General features: G+C 75.3%; 1 protein-coding gene. It reads left to right on the top strand.

Annotation, left to right across the window (positions count from 1 at the left end; genetic code table 11):
- Positions 1–103 precede the first annotated feature (103 nt).
- Positions 104–20,737 carry an SDR family NAD(P)-dependent oxidoreductase gene (locus ACWD38_RS14255; protein ID WP_450124202.1) on the top strand — a complete coding sequence of 6,878 codons (20,634 nt, stop codon included), beginning with the start codon at positions 104–106 and terminating at the stop codon, positions 20,735–20,737.
- Positions 20,738–20,820 lie beyond the last annotated feature (83 nt).

Below are 20,820 nucleotides of genomic sequence, written 5' to 3'. Positions count from 1 at the left end.
ACCCGCGGCGGTGCCGGTTGCTCAAGCTGGTCACTGCTCAGCGGCTTCGCCGCTGACAAGACACGGACATACCCATGCCGAACGGGCCGCTAAGGAGACCGGAATGGCCGACTCGAAGAACGAGTACGTCGAAGCGCTCCGCTCGTCGCTGAAGGAGATCGAGCGGCTGCGCGAGCAGAACCAGCGGCTGGTGTCCTCGGCGGCGGAGCCGATCGCCGTCGTCGGGATCGGCTGCCGGTTCCCCGACGGGGTCGACACCCCGGAGCGGCTGTGGGACCTGGTCGTCGAGGGGCGCGACGCGGTCGGCGGGTTCCCGACCGACCGCGGCTGGGACCTGGACCGGCTCAGCGGCGAGGGCGAGGGGACCAGCCTGGCGCAGGAGGGCGCGTTCCTCGCGGGCATGGCCGACTTCGACGCCGAGTTCTTCGGCATCGCCCCCCGCGAGGCCGTCGCGATGGACCCGCAGCAGCGGCTGCTGCTGCGGACCGCGTGGGAGGCGGTGGAGCGGGCGGGCATCGACCCGGCTTCGCTGCGCGGCTCGCAGACCGGCGTGTTCATGGGTACCACCGGCCAGGACTACGGCAAGGTCCTCGACGGCTGCGACGAGGACGTGGAGGTGTACGCCAACACCGGGCACGCGGCGTGCGTGCTGTCGGGGCGGCTGTCCTACCTGTTCGGCCTCGAAGGTCCCGCGATCACGGTGGACACCGGCTGCTCGTCCTCGCTGGTGGCGCTGCACCAGGCGGTGCAGGCGCTGCGCGGCGGGGAGTGCTCGCTGGCGCTGACCGGCGGTGCTTCGGTGATGGCCACGCCGGGTCCGTTCGTGTCGTTCACCGCGCAGCACGGCCTGGCCGCCGACGGCCGCTGCAAGCCGTTCGCGGACGCCGCCGACGGCACCGGCTGGGGCGAGGGCTCAGGTGTTCTGCTGCTGGAGCGGTTGTCCGACGCGCAGCGAAACGGGCACCCGGTGCTGGCGGTGGTGCGCGGGTCGGCGATCAACCAGGACGGCGCGTCGAACGGGCTGACGGCGCCGAACGGGCCGTCGCAGCAGCGCGTCATCCGCGCCGCGCTCGGCAACGCGCACCTCGAACCGTCCGATGTGGACGCAGTGGAGGCGCACGGCACGGGCACCACGCTCGGCGATCCGATCGAGGCGCAGGCGCTGCTGGCGACCTACGGCCAGGACCGCGAGACGCCGCTGTGGCTCGGGTCGATCAAGTCGAACATCGGCCACACGCAGGCCGCCGCCGGGATCGCCGGTGTGATCAAGATGGTGCTGGCGATGCGGCACGGCGTGCTGCCGCGCAGCCTGCACGTGGACGCCCCGTCGTCCAACGTGGACTGGAGCGCCGGATCGGTCGAGCTGCTCGCCGAGCAGCGCGACTGGCCGGAGCGCGACCGCCCGCGCCGCGCCGGGATCTCGTCGTTCGGCATCAGCGGCACCAACGCGCACGTGATCGTCGAGCAGGCCCCGGCCGTCGTGGAGCAGCCGCGCGAAACCCGCGTGCTGCCCGAGTTCGTGGCGCTGCCGGTGTCCGCGCGCGGCCCCGAAGCGCTCGCCGCGCAGGTGGACCGGCTCGGCGTCCACCTCGCCGAGAACCCCGCCACGCCGCTCACCGACGTCGCGCTGACCCTCGCCGAGTCGCGGTCGACGTTCGAGCACCGCTCGGTCCTGCTGGCCGGATCCGACGGCCTCACCGAACTCGCGAGCGGGCTCGCCCCCGAGGAGTGCCCGACGGCGTTCGTGTTCTCCGGGCAGGGGTCCCAGCGGTTGCGGATGGGCCGCTCGCTGCACGGCCGCTTCGCCGCGTTCGCCGCGGCGCTGGACGCGGCGTGCGCGGAGCTCGACCCGCACCTTCCTCGCCCGCTGCGCGAGGTGATGTGGGGCGACGACGAGGAAGCGCTGGCCCGCACCGAATTCGCGCAGCCGGCCCTGTTCGCCGTCGAGGTCGCGCTGTACCGGCTCGTGGAGAGCTGGGGGATGCGCCCCGACCACCTCGCGGGCCACTCCATCGGCGAGATCGCCGCCGCGCACGTCTCCGGTGTCCTGTCGCTGCCGGACGCGGCGAAGCTGGTCGCGGCCCGCGGTCGCCTGATGCAGGCGCTGCCCGCCGGGGGCGCGATGCTCGCGGTGCAGGCCACCGAGCAGGAAGCCGCCGAACTCGTCGGCGACCGCGTCGGCATCGCGGCGATCAACGGCCCGTCCTCGGTGGTGCTCTCCGGCGACGCCGACCTCCTCGCAGACATCGCCGACCGCTGGGAAGGCCTCGGCCGCAAGGCGAAGCGGCTCGTGGTGAGCCACGCGTTCCACTCGCCGCTGATGGAGCCGATGCTCGCCGAGTTCCGCTCGGTGGTGGCGGAGCTGACCTTCGGCGAGCCGCGCATCCCGGTCGTGCCCACCGCGAGCGTGCCCACCGGGACGGGCACCGACTTCGGCTCCGCCGAGTACTGGGTGCGCCACGTGCGCGAACCGGTGCGCTTCGCCGACGCGGTGACCGCGCTGCACGCCCGCGGCGTGCGCGCCTTCCTGGAGCTCGGCCCGGACGGCGTGCTCTCGGCGATGACGCGGGAGAACCTGCCCGACGTGGTGGCGGTTCCGGTGCTGCGCGGGGCGAAGGGCGACGAGCTCGCCGCCCTCTCCGCGCTGGCCGCGCTGCACGTGGCCGGGGTCGCGGTGGACTGGGCCGCGGTGCTGGAGGGCACCGGGGCGCGGCGCGCGGACCTGCCGACCTACCCGTTCCAGGACCGCCGGTTCTGGCCTTCGACGTCCCGGACCCGCGGTGGTGACGCGCCCGCCGCGGGTCCGGGAACCCACCCGCTGCTCGGCTCCGGCGTGGAGCTTGCCGGTGGTGATGAGCTCGTGTTCGGCTCGGAGCTGTCCGCGGCGACCCGGCCGTGGCTGGCCGAGCACGTCGTCGGCGGCCGGATCCTGCTGCCCGGCACGGCTTTCATGGAACTCGCGATCCGCGCCGCCGACGAGGCGGGCTGCGACCGCGTGGAGGAGCTGACGCTGGCCGCGCCGCTGGTGCTGCCCGCCGACGGCGCGATCGGCACGCAGGTGCGGGTCGCCGCGGCGGACGCGGACGGCCGCCGCTCGATGGAGGTCTTCTCCCGGGCCGACGAGCTGTCCCCGTGGACCCTGCACGCGACCGGCGTGCTCGGCACCGGCGCGGGCGCGGGCACCGGGCTGACCGCGTGGCCGCCGCCGGGCGCCGAACCGGTGGACGTCGAGGGCGTCTACGAGCGGCTGGCCGGGCTCGGTTTCGACTACGGCCCCTCGTTCCGCGGGCTGCGCCGGGTGTGGCGGCGCGAGCAGGAGGTGTTCGCCGAGGTCGCGCTGCCCGAGAACGTCGACGCCGCGCCCTACGGCCTGCACCCGGCGCTGCTGGACGCGGTGCAGCACGCGGCGGCGTTCGCCGACCTCGGCCCGATCAGCCGCGGCGGGTTGCCGTTCGCCTGGGAAGGCGGTGCGCTGCACGCCTCCGGCGCGTCGACCGTGCGCGCCCACCTGGCCCGCGCGGGCGAGGACGCCATGTCGATGGTCCTCGCCGACGCCCAGGGCGCGCCGGTGGCCACGTTCGAGTCGTTGCTGGCGCGGGAGGTCCCGGCCGACCGGGTCGGTTCCGGTGCCGCCGCTCGCGACTCGCTGTTCCGCCTCGACCGCACCCCGATCCGCACCGGCGCGCTCCCGGAGCGGCTCGCGGTGCTCGGTTCCGCCGACGCGTTCGGCGCCGCCGGGATGGAGATCCGCGAGCTCACGGGGCTGTCCAACGTCGACCCGGTGCCGGAGCGGGTGCTGGTGCCGGTGCGCGGCGACGCCGACGTCGTGCGGTCCGCGCACGAGGTCACGGCCGGGGTGCTGGCGCTGATCCAGGACTGGCTCGGGCAGGAGCGCTTCGCGGACTCGAAGCTGGTGTTCGTCACCGGCGAGGCCGACGCCGACCCCGCCGCCGCCGCGGTGCACGGGCTGGTGCGGGTCGCCGGGACGGAGAACCCCGGCCGGTTCGGCCTGATCCACCGCGCCGCCGACGCGAGCCCGGAAGCGCTCGCCGCGGCGGCGGTCGCGGACGAGCCGGACGTGCTCGTGCGCGGCGACGAGGTCCTCGCGGCGCGGCTGGCCCGCGCGCAGGCCCCGGCGGAGTCGGCCACCTGGGACGCCGAAGGCACGGTGCTCATCACCGGCGGCACCGGCGGGCTGGGCGGCGCGCTGGCCGAACACCTGGTGCGCGATCGCGGAGTGCGGCACCTGCTGCTGCTGAGCCGCCGCGGGCTCGACGCCGACGGGGCGCCGGAGCTCGCCGCGCGGCTGCGCGAACTGGGCTCCGACGTCGTGGTGTCGGCCTGCGACACCGCCGACCGGGACGCGCTGGCGGAGGCCGTCGCCGCGATCCCGGCGGCGCATCCGCTGCGGGCCGTGGTGCACACGGCGGGCGTCGTCGACGACGGGATCGTCGGCGCGCTCACCCCGGACCGGCTCGCGGCGGTGCTGCGGCCCAAGGTCGACGCCGCCTGGCACCTGCACGAACTGACCCGCGAGCACGACCTGACCGCGTTCGTGCTGTTCTCCTCGGTGGCCGCCGCGTTCGGCAGCGCCGGGCAGGGCAACTACGCGGCGGGCAACGCCTTCCTCGACGGCCTGGCCCGGCACCGCCACGCGGCGGGGTTGCCCGCGACCTCGCTGGCGTGGGGCCCGTGGACCCGCGACGTGGGCATGACCGGAGCGCTGTCCGAGGTCGACGTGCAGCGCGTCGCCCGCTCCGGGATGCCGCCGCTGGAACTGGAGGAGGGGCTCGCGCTGTTCGACGCGGCCGTCTCCGGCGCCGATCCGGCTCCGCTGACGGTGCGCCTGGACCTGGCCGGGCTGCGCGCGCAGGGCGAGGTCGCGCCGCTGCTGCGCGGCCTGATCCGGACGCCGGTGCGCCGCGGCGCGGCCCGCTCGGCGGCCTCCGACGGGCTGGCCGCCCGGCTCGGTGGTCTGTCCGATGTGGAGCGACGCGAGGCGCTGCTGGAGCTGGTGCGCGGCCGGATCGCCGTGGTGCTGGGGCATTCCGGCGCGTCCTCGGTCCCGGCGACCCGCCAGTTCCAGGACCTCGGCTTCGATTCGCTGACCGCCGTGGAGCTGCGCAACGGCCTCAACGCGGACACCGGCCTGCGGCTGCCCGCGACCCTGGTGTTCGACCACCCGACGCCGACCGCGCTCGCCGAGTACCTGCACGAGGAGCTGTTCGGCGGGCAGGAGGCCGCCGCACCGGTGGTGGCGCCGGTCGCCGCCGCCGACGACGACCCGATCGTGATCGTCGGGATGGCCTGCCGCTATCCGGGCGGGGTGTCCTCGCCGGAGGACCTGTGGCGGCTGGTCGCCGAGGGCGGCGACGGCATCTCCGAGTTCCCCGCCGACCGCGGCTGGGACCTGGAGCGGATCTACGACCCGGACCCGGAGACGCCCGGCCGCACCCACGTGCGCCACGGCGGTTTCCTGCACGAGGCGGGCGAGTTCGACCCGGCGTTCTTCGGGATGAGCCCGCGCGAGGCGCTGGCCACGGACTCGCAGCAGCGGTTGCTACTGGAGGTGTCGTGGGAGGCGCTGGAGCGCGCCGGGCTGGACCCGCACGGGTTGCAGGGCAGCCCGACGGGTGTGTTCGCCGGGGTGATGTACAACGACTACGGCACCTTGCTGCCGGGTGCGGAGTTCGAGGGCTACCGCGGCAACGGCAGCGCCCCGAGCGTCGCCTCGGGTCGGGTGTCCTACACGTTCGGTTTCGAGGGCCCGGCGGTCACGGTGGACACGGCGTGCTCGTCGTCGCTGGTGGCGATGCACTGGGCGGCGCAGGCGCTGCGTTCCGGTGAGTGCTCGCTGGCGCTGGCGGGCGGTGTGACGGTGATGTCGACGCCGAGCACCTTCGTGGACTTCTCCCGGCAGCGAGGGCTGGCCCTCGACGGCCGTTCCAAGGCGTTCTCGGACGACGCCGACGGCGTGGGCTGGTCCGAGGGCGTCGGGATGCTGGTGCTGGAGCGGCGGTCCGATGCGCTGCGCAACGGGCACGACGTGCTGGCGGTGTTGCGCGGGAGTGCGGTGAATCAGGACGGTGCGTCGAACGGGTTGACGGCGCCGAACGGTCCGTCGCAGCAGCGGGTGATCCGGCAGGCGTTGGCCAGTGGTGGTTTGTCCACTCAGGACGTTGACGTGGTGGAGGCGCACGGCACGGGCACCACGTTGGGTGATCCGATCGAGGCGCAGGCGTTGCTGGCGACCTACGGCCAGGATCGCGACGAGCCGCTGTGGCTCGGCTCGGTGAAGTCGAACATCGGCCACACGCAGGCCGCCGCCGGTGTCGCGGGCGTCATCAAGATGGTGCTGGCGATGCGGCACGGCTCGCTCGCCCGCAGCCTGCACGCCGAGACCCCGTCCACTCACGTCGACTGGGAGGCGGGAGCGGTCGAACTGCTCGCCGAGCAGCGGGACTGGCCGGAGCTCGACCGCCCGCGCCGGGCCGGGGTGTCCTCGTTCGGCATCAGCGGCACCAACGCCCACGTCATCCTCGAACAGGCTCCCGCACCGGAAATCCCGGCCCGAGAACGGGAAACCGGCACCGGCGTGCTGCCGTGGGTGCTGTCCGGGCGCAGCCCGCAGGCGCTGCGCGCGCAGGCCGCCCGGCTGCTCGGGCGGGTGCAGGCCGAACCGGCCGCCACCGACGACATCGGCTACTCGCTGGCCACCACCCGCGCCGCCTTCGAACACCGCGCCGTGCTCGTCGCCGCGGAACGGGACGCGCTGCTGGGCGGGCTCGCCGCGCTCACCACCGGCGAGCCGGACCCGAGCGTGGTCGAAGGCTCCGTGGCCGACGGCAGGCTCGGCGTGCTGTTCTCCGGGCAGGGCTCGCAGCGCCTCGGCATGGGCCGGGAGCTGCACGCCCGGTTCCCCGTGTTCGCCGCCGCGCTCGACGCCGCCTGCGACGAGCTCGACCGGCACCTGGACCGCCCGTTGCGCGAGGTGATGTGGGGCGAGGACGCGGACCTGCTGGAGCGGACCGGCTACGCGCAGCCCGCGCTGTTCGCGGTCGAGGTCGCGCTGTACCGGCTGGTCGAGTCCTGGGGCGTGCGCCCGGACCACCTCGCCGGGCACTCCATCGGCGAGGTCGCCGCCGCGCACGTCGCGGGAGTGCTCGGGCTCGCCGACGCGGCGACGCTCGTGGGCGCCCGCGCCCGGCTCATGCAGGCGCTGCCCGCCGGTGGCGCGATGATCGCGGTGCGCGCCACCGAGGACGAAGTCCTCCCGCTGCTCGGCGACGAAGTGGCCGTCGCCGCCATCAACGCGCCCGGCTCGGTGGTGCTCTCCGGTGCGCGCGACGCCGTCGAAGCGCTCGCGCGCCGGTTCGCCGACGACGGCCGCAAGACCACCGAACTGCGCGTGTCGCACGCGTTCCACTCGCCGCTGGTGGACCCGGTGCTCGCCGAGTTCGCCGCCGAACTGGCCGAGCTGGACTTCGCCGAGCCCGCGATCCCCGTCGTCTCCAACGTCACCGGCGCCGTCGCCGGGCCCGAGATCGCCACCCCGGAGTACTGGGTGCGCCACGTCCGGGCCTGCGTGCGGTTCGCCGACGGCGTCCGCGCCATGAGCGACCTCGGCGACCGGACGTTCCTGGAACTGGGGCCGGATTCGGTGCTCACCGCGCTCGTCGCGGAGTCCGCCGAGGACGCGTCGGCCGTGGCGCTGCTGCGCGAGGACCGCGACGAGGAGCCGACCGCCGTCGCCGCGCTCGCCCACCTGCACACCCGGGGCGTCCCGCTCGACTGGGCGGCGGTGTTCCCCGGCGCCCGCCGCGTTCAGCTGCCCACCTACGCCTTCCAGCACGAGCGCTTCTGGCCCGGCCCCGTCACCGCGTCCGGCGACGCCGTCGCCATCGGTGTCCGGCCCGCCGCGCACCCGCTGCTCGGCGGGGCGGTGGAGGTCGCCGAATCCGGCGAAACCCTGTTCACCGGCAGGCTTTCCCGCACCGCGCCGCCGTGGCTCGCGGAGCACACCGTGCACGGCGCGGTGCTGCTGCCCGGCACCGCGTTCCTGGAACTGGTCACCCGCGCGGGCGACGAGGTGGGCTGCGACCGGGTCGACGACCTGACCATCGGCCGCCCGCTGGAACTGCCCGCCACCGGCGCGCTGCAACTGCAGGTGCGGCTCGGTGCCGAGCAGGCCGGTCGCCGCGTCGCGGAGGTCTACGCCCGTCCCGAGGGCGACCCGGAGCACGCCTGGACGCGGCACGCCGCTGGCACCCTCACCACCGGCGGCGCCGAGTCGACCGGTCTCGCGGAGTGGCCGCCCGCCGGGGCGCGGCAGGTGGACCTGGACGGCTGCTACGACGCGCTCGCCGACGCCGGGTTCGACTACGGCGCCTCGTTCCGCGGCCTCACCGCGGTGTGGCGCTCCGGCGACGAGGTGTTCGCCGAGGTGGAACTGCCGGAGCACGCGTTGCCCGACGCCGCCGACTACGGCCTGCACCCCGCGCTGGCCGACGCCGCGCTGCACGCCGTCTCCCAGCTCCCCGGCCGCCGGCGCGGCCTGCCGTTCACCTGGGACGGCGTGTCGCTGCACGCGGCGGGAGCGACCGCGCTGCGGGTGCGGATCACGCCGACCGACACCGACGTGGTGTCGCTGGTCATCGCCGACACCACCGGCGCCCCGGTCGCCTCGGTCGCCGCGCTGACCTTGCGCGCGCCCGGCGACGCCGCCGAAACCCTTCCCGCGCAACGGGATTCGCTGTTCCGCCTGGAGTGGGCGCCGGTCCGCGCGACCGAGGGCGGCGGCACCGCCTCCGTGCGCGGCCAGGACGGCCTCGGTCTCGTCGAAGCCCTGCGCGCGGCGGAGATCCCAGAGGGCGACGACGTCGTGCTCGTCCCCGTGCGCCCGGCGGGAACCGGACCGCACGCCGCGCACGCCGCGACCGGTGACGTGCTCGCCACCGTGCAGGAACACCTCGCGTCCGGGCGCACCTCCCGGCTCGTGTTCGTCACCCGCGACGCCACCACCGGCGGCGACCTGGCCGCGGCAGCGGTGTGGGGCCTGGTGCGCACCGCCGAGCGCGAGCACCCCGGCCGGTTCGGGCTGCTCGACCTCGACTCGCCCGCACCGGACGCGGAACTGCTCGCCCAGGCCGTGGCGAGCGCGGAACCGCAGCTGCGGATGCGCGGCGGCGTGCTCGCCGCGGCCCGGCTCGCGCGCCTGCCCGAACCCGCCGCGGTCGACTGGAACCCGGAGGAGCTGGTGCTCGTCACCGGCGGCACCGGGGGCCTGGGCACCGCCGTGGCGCGGCACCTGGTGCGCGAACACGGCGTGCGCAGGCTGCTGCTGGTCAGCAGGAGCGGCGGCGAATCCGAGGGCGTCGTGCCGCTGGTCGCGGAGCTGACCGCGATGGACGCCGAAGTGCAGGTCGCGGCCTGCGACGTCGCCGACCGCGACGCCGTGGCGGACCTGCTGTCGCGCCACGACGTGGGCGCGGTGGTGCACACGGCGGGCGTGCTCGACGACGGCGTCGTCGACGCGCTCACCCCGCAACGGCTGGCGGCGGTGCTGCGGCCGAAGGTCGACGCGGCCTGGAACCTGCACGAATCCGCCGGGGAGCTGTCCCGGTTCGTGCTGTTCTCCTCGCTGGCGGGCACCTTCGGCTCGCCCGCGCAGGGCAACTACGCCGCCGCGAACGCCTTCCTCGACGGGCTCGCCCAGCACCGGCGCGCGGCGGGCCTGCCCGCGGTGTCGCTGGCCTGGGGTCCGTGGGCGGACACCGGCGGCATGACGGGCGGTCTCACCGCCGCCGACCGGGAGCGGATGACCCGTTCCGGTCTGCCGCCGCTGCCGGTGGAGCAGGGGCTCGGCCTGTTCGACCTGGCCACCGGTGCCGACGAGGCCGTGGTGGTCCCGGCGCGGCTGGACCTGCCCGCGCTGCGCGCGCAGGGCGAGGTGCCCAGCGTGCTGCGCGGCCTCATCCGCACCCGCACCCGCCGCGCCGGCGCCGGGACCGGGGTGTCCCGCGCGCTGGGCGATCGGCTCGCGGGCCTGCCGGAGGCGGAGCGCGCGACGGCGCTGCTCGACCTGGTGCGCACCCAGGTCGCGGCGGTGCTGGGCCACGCGGGCGCGAGCACGGTGGAGCCGCACCGCGCGTTCCAGGAGCTCGGGTTCGACTCGCTGACCGCCGTCGAACTCCGCAACAAGATCAACGCGGAGACCGGTCTGCGGCTGCCCGCGACCGCCGTGTTCGACCACCCGAACGCCGAGGCGCTGGCCGCGTTCGTCGCCGAGGAGCTGTTCGGCGCCGTGCCGCAGGCCACGCCCGCCGAGGTCCTGCCGCCGGTGGTCGACGACCCGGTGGTCATCGTGGGCATGGCCTGCCGGTATCCGGGCGGGGTGTCCTCGCCGGAGGACCTGTGGCGGCTGGTGTCCGAGGGCGCCGACGCGATCACCGACTTCCCCGCCGACCGCGGCTGGGATCTCGACGAGCTGTACCACCCGGACCCCGACCACCACGGCACCTCCTACACCCGTCGCGGCGGTTTCCTGCACGAGGCGGCGGAGTTCGACCCGGCGTTCTTCGGCATGAGCCCGCGCGAGGCGCTGGCCACCGACTCGCAGCAGCGGTTGCTGCTGGAGGTCTCCTGGGAAGCCGTGGAGCGCGCCGGGATCGACCCGGCCGCGTTGCGCGGCAGCCCGACGGGCGTGTTCGCCGGGGTGATGTACAACGACTACGGCTCGCTGCTGGCGGGCACCGAGTTCGAGGGCTACCAGGGCAGCGGCAGCGCGGGCAGCGTCGCCTCCGGCCGGGTGTCCTACACGTTCGGCTTCGAGGGCCCGGCGGTCACCGTGGACACCGCCTGCTCGTCCTCGCTGGTCGGCATGCACCTCGCCGCGCAGGCGCTGCGCTCCGGTGAGTGCTCGCTGGCGCTGGCGGGCGGTGTGACGGTGATGTCGACGCCGAGCACGTTCGTCGAGTTCTCCCGGCAGCGCGGCCTGTCCGAGGACGGGCGCTGCCGGTCGTTCTCCGATTCCGCCGACGGCGTCGGCTGGTCGGAGGGCGTGGGCATGGTGGTGCTGGAGCGCATGTCCGACGCGCGCCGCCACGGCCACCGGGTGCTGGCGGTGCTGCGCGGGAGTGCGGTGAACCAGGACGGTGCGTCGAACGGGTTGACGGCGCCGAACGGTCCGTCGCAGCAGCGGGTGATCCGGCAGGCGTTGGCGAGCGGTGGTTTGTCCACTCAGGACGTTGATGTGGTCGAGGCGCACGGTACGGGCACGACTTTGGGTGATCCGATCGAGGCGCAGGCGTTGCTGGCGACCTACGGCCAGGATCGCGACGAGCCGCTGTGGCTCGGCTCGATCAAGTCCAACCTCGGCCACTCGCAGGCCGCCGCGGGCGTCGCCGGTGTGATCAAGATGGTGCAGGCGATCCGGCACGGCGCGCTGCCGCCGACGCTGCACGCCGACGCCCCCTCGTCCCACGTGGACTGGGAGGACGGCGCCGTGGAGCTGCTCGCCGAGCAGCGGGACTGGCCGGAGCTCGACCGCCCGCGCCGCGCCGGGGTGTCCTCGTTCGGCATCAGCGGCACCAACGCCCACGTCATCCTCGAACAGCCGGAACCCGAGCAGGAACCCGCCGAGCGGCCCGCGCACGACGTGGTGCCGTGGGTGCTCTCGGCCCGCACCGAACCCGCCCTGCGCGAGCAGGCCGCGCGGCTCGTGGAACACCTCGGCGTGCTCCCGGACACCGACCCGGCCGACGTCGGGTTCTCGCTGGCCACCGGGCGATCCGGGTTCGAGCACCGCGCCGTGGTGTTCGCCGACGAACCGGCCGCGACGCTGGAGGCGCTGCGCTCCGTCGCCGACGGCGACGCCGGGTCCGCCGCCGCGCACGGCCGCACCGGCACCGGCGGGCTCGCGTTCCTGTTCGCCGGGCAGGGTTCGCAACGCCTCGGCATGGGACGCGACCTGCACGAGCGGTTCCCCGCGTTCGCCGACGCGCTGGACGCCGCGCTCGCCGCGCTGGACGCGCACCTGGACCGGCCGCTGCGCGAGGTGATGTGGGGCGAGGACGCGGACCTGCTCAACCGCACCGAATTCGCCCAGCCCGCGCTGTTCGCCGTCGAGGTCGCGCTGTACCGGCTCGTCGAGTCCTGGGGCGTGCGTCCCGGTCACCTGGCCGGCCACTCCATCGGTGAGATCGCCGCCGCGCACGCCGCCGGCGTGCTGTCCCTGGACGACGCGGCCCGGCTGGTCGCCGCGCGCGGCAGGCTGATGCAGGCGCTGCCCGCGGGTGGCGCGATGAGCGCGCTGCGGGCCACTGAAGCCGAGGTCGCCGAGCTGGTCGACGGTCGCGAGGACGTCGGCATCGCCGCCGTCAACGGACCCGAGTCCGTGGTCGTGTCCGGTGCCGAGGAAGCCGTCGCGGAGGTGGAGCGGCACTGCGCCGAGGCGCGGCGGCTGCGCGTCTCGCACGCCTTCCACTCGCCGCTGATGGAACCGATGCTCGCCGAGTTCCGCGAGGTCGCCGAAAGCCTGACCTACGGGCTCGCCAGCATCGCGATCGTGTCCACCGTGACGGGGGAGCAGCAGCGCGAAGCGGTGCGCGAACCGGAGTACTGGGTGGACCACGTGCGCCACACCGTGCGGTTCGCCGACGCGGTGCGGGAACTCGCGAGGCTGGGCGCCACCACGTTCCTGGACATCGGCCCGGACGGGTCGCTGGCCGCGCTCGCCCAGAACTCGCTGGACGCGGCGGCCGTCGCCGTCCCGCTGGCCCGCAAGGACCGCCCCGGGGACGAGACGGCGCTGACCGCGCTGGCCCGGCTGCACGTGCGCGGCGTCGAACTGGACTGGGCGGCGCTGCTGCCCGGCGCTCGGCGCGTCGACCTGCCGACCTACGCCTTCCAGCACCGCCGGTTCTGGCCCGAGCCCGCCGCGGGCGCTGCGGGCGACGTGCGGGCCGCGGGCCTGAGCGCCGCCGGGCACCCGCTGCTGGGCGCGGCGGTGGAACGCGCCGACGAGGACGGATTCCTGTTCACCAGCAGGATCTCCACCCGCACCCACCCGTGGCTGGCCGAGCACGCGGTGCGGGGCGCGGTGATCGTGCCGGGCACCGCCTTCGCCGAACTGGCGCTGCGTGCCGGGGACGAGGCGGGCTGCGACCGCATCGAGGAGCTCACGCTCGCCGCGCCGCTGGTGCTGCCGGAGCAGGAGGCCGTACGCGTCCAGGTGTGGGTCGGCCCGGCGGAGTCCGGGCGGCGCCGCGTGGAGGTCTACTCCCGGCCGGACGCCGAGGGCCGCGACTGGACCCGGCACGCCGCCGGGGTGCTGGGCAGGGGTGCGCGCACCGCCGAGTTCGACGGCGCGGCGTGGCCACCGGCGGCCCCGGCGCTCGACCTGGACGGGACCTACGAGCGGCTCGCGGACGCGGGCTTCGCCTACGGCCCGCTGTTCCAGGGCCTGCGCGCGGCGTGGCGCTCCGGCGACGAGGTGTTCGCCGAGGTGGAGCTGCCCGCGGAGACCGACGTGGCCGGTTTCGGGCTGCACCCGGCGCTGCTCGACGCCGGGGTGCAGGCCGCGGCGCTGCTCGGCGGGCTGTCCGAGGGCGCGCTGCCGTTCACCTGGCAGGGCCTGTCGCTGCACGCCACCGGTGCGACCGCGCTGCGCGTGCGGATCAGCCGCACCGGACCGGACGAGGTGTCGATCGCGGCCACCGACCCGGCCGGTGCGCCGGTGGTGTCGGTGGAGTCGCTGCTGCTGCGGGCGGTGTCGCCGGAGCAGGCGGCCCGCGCGGAACGGGACTCGCTCTACCGGCTCGACTGGTCCGAGGCGGAACCCGCCGGTTCCCCCGCGGATTCGGTGGTGGTGCTGCGGTCCGAGGAGTTCGCCGCGCAGCTGCGGGCCGCCGGTACCCCGGCGACCGAGGTGCCGGATCTGGCTTCGCTGGACGACGTTCCCGACGTCGTGCTGGCCCCGATCGGCGGCCGCTTCGACGACGTCGCGGGCGCGGTGCACGAGCTGGCGACGCGGGTGCTGGACCTGGTGGGGCAGTGGCAGCGGGATTCCCGCCTGCACGCCTCGCGCCTGGTGTTCGTCACCCGCCACGCCGTCGCCCGCGACGACGAGGACGTGCGCGACCTCGCCGCCGCATCGGCCTGGGGTCTCATCCGGGCCGCGCAGGTCGAGAGCCCCGCGACGTTCGGCCTGATCGACGTCGACGACGAGCCGGCCTCCCTGCCGGCCGCGACCGAGTGGTCCGCCGAACCCCGCGTCGTGCGCGCCGGGGTCCGCTACGCGGGCCGCCTCGCCCGCGCGTCCGCGGCGGCCGAGCAGGACGTGCGCTGGACCGGCCGGGTCCTGATCACCGGCGGCACCGGTGGGCTCGGCGGCGCCGTCGCGCGGCACCTGGTCGACGTGCACGACGTGCGCGAGCTGCTGCTGGTCAGCCGCTCCGGACCCGGCGCGCCCGGAGCTCCCGGTCTCGTCGAGGACCTGACCGCGCTCGGTGCCGACGTCCAGGTCGTGGCCTGCGACGTCGCCGACCGGGCCGCGGTGGCGGAGCTGCTGTCGCGCTACGAGATCGGATCCGTGGTGCACACGGCCGGGGTGCTCGACGACGGCGTGCTCGACTCGCTCACCCCGGAGCGCTTCGACGCGGTGCTGCGGCCGAAGGTCGACGCGGCCTGGAACCTGCACGAGCTGTGCGGGGACGTGAGCGCGTTCGTGCTGTTCTCCTCGCTGGCGGGCACCTTCGGCGCGGCCGGGCAGAGCAACTACGCGACGGCGAACGCCTTCCTCGACGCGCTCGCCCGGCACCGCAGGGCGGCGGGCCTGCCAGGCTCGTCGCTGGCGTGGGGCCCGTGGGTGGAGTCCGGCGGCATGACCGGCACCCTCACCGACGCGGACCGGCGCAGGCTGGCCCGTTCCGGGATGCCGCCGCTGACCCACGAGCAGGGCCTCGCCCTGTTCGACTCGGCGACGACGTCCGGGCCGGCGGTGCTGTTCCCGGTGCGGTTCGACTTCGCGGTGCTGCGCGGCCAGGGCCAGGTGCCGGAGCTGCTGCGCGGCCTGGTCCGGACTCCGGCGTCCCGCGCCGTCGCCTCCCGCGCCGCCACCGGCGGCCTCGGGCAGCGGCTGGCGGGGCTGGACGCCGCGAAGCGCCACGAGCTCGTGCTGGAACTGGTGCGCGGCCAGGTGGCCGGGGTGCTCGGCCACACCGGCACCGCCGAGGTCGATCCGCAGGTCGCCTTCCAGGACCTCGGTTTCGACTCGCTGACGGCGGTGGAACTGCGCAACCGGCTCAACTCCGAGACGGGCCTGCGGCTGCCCGCCACGCTCGTGTTCGACCACCCGACGGCCGAGGCGCTGTCCGCGCACCTGCTCGCCGAACTGGTGGGGGAGCAGCCGGCGGCGGTCGTGCCGCAGCAGGTCGTGCGCGCCGCCGACGACGACCCGATCGTGATCGTCGGCATGGCCTGCCGGTATCCCGGTGGGGTGTCCTCGCCGGAGGACCTGTGGCGATTGGTGTCCGAGGGCGGTGACGCGATCACCGGCTTCCCGGACAACCGCGGTTGGGACCTGGACGCGCTCTACGATCCGGACCCGGACGCGCCGGGCACCTCGACCACCCGGCGCGGCGGTTTCCTGCACGACGCGGCGGAATTCGACCCGGCGTTCTTCGGCATGAGCCCCCGCGAGGCCCTGACCACCGACCCGCAGCAGCGGCTGCTGCTGGAATCCACCTGGGAGGCCATCGAACGCGCCGGGATCGACCCGGCCGCGCTGCGCGGCAGCCAGACCGGCGTGTTCGCCGGGGTCATGTACAACGACTACAGCGACACGCTGATCGGTTCCGAGCACGAGGGCTACCAGGGCCACGGCAGCGCGGGCAGCATCGCCTCGGGCCGGGTGTCCTACACGTTCGGTTTCGAGGGCCCGGCGGTCACGGTGGACACGGCGTGCTCGTCGTCGCTGGTGGCGATGCACTGGGCGGCGCAGGCGCTGCGCTCCGGCGAGTGCTCGCTGGCGGTGGCCGGTGGCGTCACGGTGATGGCGACCCCGGCGGCGTTCGTCGAGTTCTCCCGCCAGCGCGGCATCGCCGCCGACGGCCGCTGCAAGGCGTTCTCCGACTCGGCCGACGGCGTCGGCTGGTCCGAGGGCGTCGGGATGCTGGTGCTGCAGCGGCGCTCCGACGCGCTGCGCGAGGGTCGCGAGATCCTCGCCGTGCTGCGCGGGAGCGCGGTGAACCAGGACGGCGCGTCGAACGGCCTGACGGCGCCGAACGGTCCCTCGCAGCAGCGGGTCATCCGCCAGGCGCTCGCCAGCGGTGGTCTGTCCACTCAGGACGTGGACGTGGTCGAGGCGCACGGCACCGGCACCAGGCTCGGCGACCCGATCGAAGCCCAGGCGCTGCTGGCGACCTACGGCCAGGACCGGGAGGAGCCGTTGCTGCTGGGTTCGGTGAAGTCGAACCTCGGCCACACGCAGGCCGCCGCCGGTGTCGCGGGCGTCATCAAGATGGTGCAGGCCATGCGCCACGGCACCGTCCCCCGCACCCTGCACTCCGCCACCCCGTCGTCCGAAGTGGACTGGTCCGCCGGTGCGGTCGCGCTGCTGTCCGAGCCCGCGGCCTGGCCCGAGACGGGACGGGTGCGCCGCGCCGCGGTGTCCTCGTTCGGGATCAGCGGCACCAACGTGCACACCATCCTCGAACAGGAACCGGAAGCACCCGCGCCGCAACGGGAAACGCCCGCCGCGGTGGTGCCGCTGGTGCTGTCGGCGAAGATGCCGGAGGCGCTGCGCGATCAGGCCGCGCGGCTGGCGGCCCGCATCGAGGGCGGCGCCGCGCCGCTCGCCGACGTCGGGTTCTCGCTGGCCGCCGGACGCACCGGATTCGACCGCAGGGCCGTGGTCCTCGCCGAGGACCCGGCGAGCGCCGCGCGCTCGCTGACCGCGCTCGCCTCGGCGCTGCCGGACGGCGCGCTGGTCGAAGGCCAGGTCGCCCACGGCGGTCTCGGCGTGCTGTTCACCGGCCAAGGCGCCCAGCGCGCCGGCATGGGCCGGGAGCTGCACGCCCGGTTCCCGGTGTTCGCCGCCGCCCTCGACGCCGCGTTCGCCGCGCTGGACGAGCACCTGGACCGGCCGCTGCGCGAGCTCGTGTTCGCCGAACCGGACACCGCCGAGGCGGCGCTGCTCGACCAGACCGGCTACGCGCAGCCCGCGCTGTTCGCCGTCGAGGTCGCGCTGTACCGCCTCGTCGAGTCCTGGGGCGTGCGCCCGGACCACCTCGCCGGGCACTCCATCGGCGAGCTCACCGCCGCGCACGTGGCCGGGGTGCTCACCCTCGGCGACGCGGCGAAGCTGGTGGCCGCGCGCGGCAGGCTGATGCAGGCGCTGCCCGCCGGTGGCGCCATGACGTCGGTGCAGGCCGCCGAGGACGAGGTGGCGCCGCTGCTGACCGGCAGGGAGGCGGAGCTCGGCGTCGCCGCGGTGAACGGTCCCGAAGCGGTCGTCGTCTCCGGCGCCGCCGACGCCGTGGAGCAGGTGGCGGCGCACTTCCGCGAACTCGGCCGGAAGGTCACCGCGCTGCGCGTCTCGCACGCGTTCCACTCGCCGCTGATGGACCCGATGCTCGACGAATTCCGCGCCGTGGCAGGGGAAGTGACGTACTCCGCGCCGGAGATCCCGATCATCTCCACGGCCACCGGGTCGGAACTGGCCGAACCCGGCGCCGAGCACTGGGTGGCGCACGTGCGCCACGCCGTGCGGTTCGCCGACGGGATGCGGGAGCTGACCGGGCGGGGAGTGCGCACGTTCCTCGAACTCGGCCCGGACGGGGTGCTCAGCGCGCTCGCGCGCGACAGCGTCCCCGAGGACGCCGAGTTGATCCCCTCCCTGCGCAAGGGACGTCCGGAGGAGTCGGCGGCGCTGACCGCGCTGGCCCGGCTGCACGTGCGGGGCGTCCGGCTCGATTGGCCCGCGGTGTTCCCCGGTGCCCGTCGCGTCGACGTGCCCACGTACCCGTTCCAGCGCCAGGAGTTCTGGCCCGCCACCCCGCCGGTGCGGGCGGGCGACGTCAGCGCGGCGGGGATGCGCGAGGCCGGGCACCCGCTGCTCGGCGCCGCCGTCGAACTCGCCGACACCGACGCGACGCTGTTCACCAGCAGGCTCTCCCGCCGCACCCACCCGTGGCTGGCCGAGCACGCCGTGTCCGGCGCGGTGCTGGTGCCGGGAACGGCGTTGCTGGAACTGGCGCTGCGGGCCGGGGACGAGACGGGCTGCGACCGGGTCGACGAACTCACCTTGGCCGCTCCGCTGCTGCTGCCCGAGCACGGCGGCGTGCAGGTGCAGGTCTCGGCGGCGGCCCCGGACGACACCGGGCGGCGCACGCTGACCGTGCACTCCCGCCCGGACGGCGAGGACGGCTGGCAGCTGCACGCCACCGGCGTGCTCGGCACCGGCGGTGCCCCCGCCGAGGTCGGCGCCTGGCCGCCCGCCGATGCCGAACCCGTCGACGTCGAGGGCTGCTACGAGCACTTCGCCGACCTCGGCTTCGACTACGGCCCGGTGTTCCAGGGCCTGCGCGCCGCCTGGCGCTCCGGGGACACCACGTACGCGGAGGTCGCGCTGCCCGCCGACGTGGACGCGGCGGCCTACGGCCTGCACCCCGCACTGCTCGACTCGGCGCTGCACGCGGCGCTGCTCACCGGCTCGGGTTCGGACGGGGCGGTCCCGTTCGCCTGGGAAGGGGTGTCGCTGCACGCGGCCGGGGCGAGTGCGCTGCGCGTGCGGTTGACCCGCACCGGTGCCGACACCTTGGCGCTGGCCGTGGCCGACGGCACCGGAGCACCGGTCGCCACCGTGGAAGGCCTGCGCACCCGCGCCGCGAGCCCCGCGGGCACCCGGGCGATCGGGCGGGACGCGTTGTTCCGCCTCGACCGGACGCCCGCGCCCGCCGGTGAGATCGGTGCGGTGCCGGTCCTGGTCGGCACCGACCCGTTCGGGCTCGCCGACCTGTTCAAGCAGACCGGCGCGGTCCCCGAAGTGCACGCGGACCTCACGTCCGTGCCGGACTCGGCCACGACGGTGTTGTGCTCGCTCGACGGCGGGGAGAACCCGCAGGACGCCCACGCGCTCACCCACCACGTGCTGGGGCTGGCCCAGTCCTGGGCGACGGCCGACCGCGACGCCGACTTGGTGTTCGTCACCCGCGAGCACGGCGACCTGGCCGCGTCCGCCGCGGCCGGGCTGGTGCGCACCGCCGCGACCGAGCACCCCGGCCGGTTCGGGCTGCTCGAACTCGGCGCCGGTGAGCTCACGGCCGACGCCCTGCTGCGGGCGCTCGCCGTCGACGAACCGCACGTGTCCATCGTGGACGGTGAACCGAGGGTGCCGCGCCTGGCGAGGGCGGACGCGGCGGAGCCCGTCAGCTGGGACGCCGAGGGCACGGTGCTCATCACCGGTGGCACCGGCGGGCTGGGCGGCCTGCTCGCCCGCCACCTCGCCGGACGCGGAGCGCGGCACCTGCTGCTGGCCGGCCGACGCGGGCCGGACGCCCCCGGAGCAGCCGAACTCGTGGCGGAACTGGGCGAACTCGGCGCCGAAGCCCACGTCGTCGCCTGCGACGTCGCGGACCGGGAGTCGCTGTCCGGCCTGCTCGGCCGGATTCCCGCCGAGCGTCCGCTGCGCGCCGTGCTGCACGCGGCGGGAGTGCTCGACGACGGCGTGCTCGGCTCGCTCGACGCGGACCGGGTCTCGGCGGTGCTGCGGCCCAAGGTCGACGCCGCGTGGAACCTGCACGAAGCCACCGCGGACCTGGAGCTCGACGCGTTCGTGCTGTTCTCCTCGGTGGCCGGGGTGTTCGGAGCCGCGGGTCAGGGCAACTACGCGGCGGCGAACTCCTACGTCGACGCGCTGGCCCGGCACCGCCGGGCGCACGGCCTGCCCGCGCTGTCGCTGGCGTGGGGGGCGTGGAACTCCGGCGGCATGGCCGGTGAGCTCACCGAGCAGGAGGCGGAGCGCATCACTCGCTCCGGAATGCCGCCGCTGAGCGAAGAACTCGGCCTCGCTCTGTTCGATGCGGCGCTGGCCTCCGACGAGCCGGTGCTGGCACCGGTGCGGCTCGACCTGCCCGCGTTGCGCGCGCGGGACGAGCTCGCGCCGCTGCTGCGCGGACTCGTGCGGACTCCCGCTCGCCGGGTGTCCGCGGCGGCCGGCGGGGGAGACCTCGCGACCCGGCTCGCCGAGCAGTCCGGGCCGCAACGCCGCGACACCCTGCTGGAGGTGGTGCGCGGCCAGGCGGCCCAGGTGCTCGGCCACGCCGACACCGGCGGCATCAACGCGGACAGCGAGTTCAAGGGCCTCGGGTTCGACTCGCTGACCGCCGTCGAGTACCGCAACCGGATGGGCACGGCCACCGGACTGCGACTCCCGGCGACGCTGCTGTTCGACTACCCGACTCCGGCGGAGCTCGTCGAGCACCTGCTCGGCGAACTGGTGCCGGAGCAGGACGGCCCGGCCGCGCTGCTGGCCGAGCTGGACCGGTTGCAGCGGTCGTTCGAGGGCATGGAGGTCGACGCGGAGCTGCACGACCAGGTCACGGGTCGCCTCGAAGTGCTGCGCACCAAGTGGACCGCGCTGCGCACCGGGCAGGACGACGAAGCGGAGTTCAGCTTCGACGAGGCCACCGACGACGACATGTTCGACATGCTCGACAACGAGCTCGGGCTGTCGTGAAGACCGGCACCCGGAACGGCGAGTGCCCCGCCGTTCCGGGTGCCACCCGCCGTTGCCGATGATCAGTGATATCACTCGACATG

It is taken from the genome of Saccharopolyspora sp. NPDC002578, assembly GCF_053592695.1.
Note: the sequence above shows the minus strand (reverse complement) of the source record. Positions and strands in the feature narration are given on the sequence as shown.

Bases quoted from the DNA above. Each gene is read 5' to 3' on its own strand.
- ACWD38_RS14255 (WP_450124202.1), top strand. From the start codon at position 104: ATGGCCGACTCGAAGAACGAGTACGTCGAAGCGCTCCGCTCGTCGCTG.